This is a genomic window from Mycobacterium arosiense ATCC BAA-1401 = DSM 45069 (assembly GCF_002086125.1).
Classification (GTDB): Bacteria; Actinomycetota; Actinomycetes; order Mycobacteriales; family Mycobacteriaceae; genus Mycobacterium; species Mycobacterium arosiense.
In genome coordinates this window covers 1-2,406 of record NZ_MVHG01000181.1, presented here as the reverse complement: position 1 = coordinate 2,406, position 2,406 = coordinate 1, and the positions used below count along the sequence as shown (strand labels likewise).

The following is a 2,406-nucleotide window of genomic DNA, read 5'->3' as shown; positions in this document are numbered from 1 at the left end:
TGATCGCGCTCGTCGAAAGTCCTCAGGTGTGCTTGCCGAAATTCCTCACCTGTGAGCAGCGGTCAGTGTAGTTGTTGGCGGTTGCCGGTGGTGGTTCGGCGCAGGGTTTCCGCGGCGGCGTGGTGGTCGCGTAGGCGGTAGGACTCGCCGTCGAGGTTGATGACCACGGAGCGGTGCAGCAGGCGGTCGAGCATGGCGGCGGCGACGGTGGTGTCGCCGAGGATCTCACCCCACGCACCCACCCCGCGGTTGGTGGTGATGACGATGCTGGTCTTCAAATATCGTTGGGAGACAACCTGAAACAACGCTGAGGCGGCTTCGGCGGGCAGCGGAAGGTAGCCGAGTTCATCGATCACGAGCAGGGTCGGTCCGGCGTAGAAGCGCATGGTGGTGGCCCAGCGTCCCTCGATCGCGGCGCGGTGGCAGCGGGCGGCCAGATCAGCGGCGGTGGTGAAGTACGTGCGGTAGCCGGCATGTGCTGCAGCTCTCGCCAATCCCACCGAGAGGTGGGTTTTGCCGGTGCCCGGGGGCCCGATGAGCAGGATGTTGGTCGCGGACTCCAGGTAGCGGCAGGTGCCCAGTTCGTCGATGAGGTTGCGGTCGATCCCGGCGGCGGCGTCGACATCGAAATCGGCGAGGGTGGCCGGGGTGGGCAGGCAGGCGAACCGCAGCCGGCCCGCCAACCGTCTGGCGGTGCTGGCCTCGACTTCGACGGCCAGCAGTCGCTCCAGCGCGACGGTGAGTGAGAGCCCTTCGGCGGTGGCTTGGTCGAGCACCGCGGGTAGGGCTTCGGCGGCAGCGGTGAGTTTGAGCTCGGCCAGATGTGCGCGCAGCTGTTGATAGCGGCTTGCGGCTGCCGTCGGTGCGTTATCGGCGGTGGTCGTGGTGGTGGTCTTGCCGGTGCGGCCGGTGGGGGTCATTGGATGGTCCTGTTCTGGGCGGCCCGCTCGTAGGCGGACAGGTCGATGACGGTGGAATCGGTTGATGGATTTGATGTTTGGATTGCTTCGGTGTCGAGCCGGAGTAGTTGTGCGGCAGCGGCTTTGGCAGCCGGACCGGGTGGGATGCGTTCTTTGCGGCGGTGCGGTCGTCCGGTGACCGCGGTGGCCATCGCGGCGGTGTCGAGGGCGATGACATGGCCGCTGTCACGCACCATCACCCCGAGCCCGTCGGCAGCCATCCGGTGTCGGGCGATCACGATCCCGCTGGTGGTGGCCATGTCGCAGATCTGGCCACCGACGGGATGGCTGACCACGACCTGAGCGGCGGCCAGTTCCGGGGGCACTGAGTAACGGTTACCGCGATAGGACACCAACGCCTGCCGCGACGCCGTGCGGGTCTCGGTAACGATCACCGGATAGGGCAATGCCGGCGCAGGCGCCAGCGGCTCGGTTGTGGCCACCACAGCCACCGAGGACCGGCCGTCGGCGGTGGCCCGCAGCCGGGTATCGCCGCGCACCCGGGCGAAGCGATCCACGCTGGCCTGAGCCTGCTCGGCGGTGGCCTCATCAGCCAGGGTGCGCCACCAGCGCTGTGCGGCAGTGTGATTGACCTTCTCCACCACACCTTTACGGTTGCCGCGCCGAGCCGGGCAGATCGCCACCGACACCCCGTAGTGCTTGGCCACCCCGGCGAACGACGCGGTCACCCGACCGCTACCGGGGTCACACACCGTGGCCATCCGGTCGAAGCGCCACACCCGTGTGACGCCGCCCAGGCCGCGGGTCACCCGGTCGAGGCAGGCAACCAGATGCGGCTGGTCTTCTAAGGGCGCCAGGGCGGCGCGCCACTTGCCGGAATGCGCTAGCGAGCCCACCAGCAGATGCGCGGTCTTACCCCAGCCCCACGATGCTGGTGGATCGGGCAATTCCAGCCAGTCCCATTGGGTTTCATCACCCGGGGCGTGCGGGATCACTGCGTTCGGGCGGTCGGTCGCGGTGCGGCACACCTCGCATACCGGCCGCAGATTGCGGGCCCGGATGTTGCGGGTCAGGCTCTGATACGACAGGCCGAACCCCAGCTGCTCAAGCTCGTCGAGCAGGGTGCGCGCCCACAGGTGCGGGTCCTCGGTCAACCTCGCGGTGACGTAGTCGACGAACGGACCGAACGGATCCGGTCCCGACCGCGCACGAACCCCCGGTTCGCCGTCACCGGCCAGATATTTGCGGACCGTCTTGCGGTCGAAGCCGGTGTGACGGGCGATCGCTGAGATCGACCAGCCACGACGGCGTAGGGCATGTACTTCCAAGTCGTCCTCCCATGTGAGCATGAGAAAGCGGGCCTCCTTCAATGAAGCAACTGGCGTCAGACACCAGCAGCTTCGAGAAAGGCCCGCCCTTCTCGGCGGAGCCACACGGGTGGGGAATTTCGATAAGCGTCAGAGGGGAATTTCAGCGAGCGCGGTCA

General features: G+C 67.3%; 2 protein-coding genes. Both read right to left on the bottom strand.

The features are described from left to right. Positions 1-62 precede the first annotated feature (62 nt). Positions 63-920, bottom strand: coding sequence for an IS21-like element helper ATPase IstB (gene istB, locus BST14_RS27915; protein ID WP_083067473.1), 858 nt, complete (start codon positions 918-920; stop codon positions 63-65). Then, positions 917-2,269, bottom strand: coding sequence for a Mu transposase domain-containing protein (locus tag BST14_RS27910; RefSeq protein ID WP_083067472.1), 1,353 nt, complete (start codon positions 2,267-2,269; stop codon positions 917-919). The genes istB and BST14_RS27910 overlap by 4 nt, the downstream gene beginning before the upstream one ends. Positions 2,270-2,406: the final 137 nt, after the last annotated feature.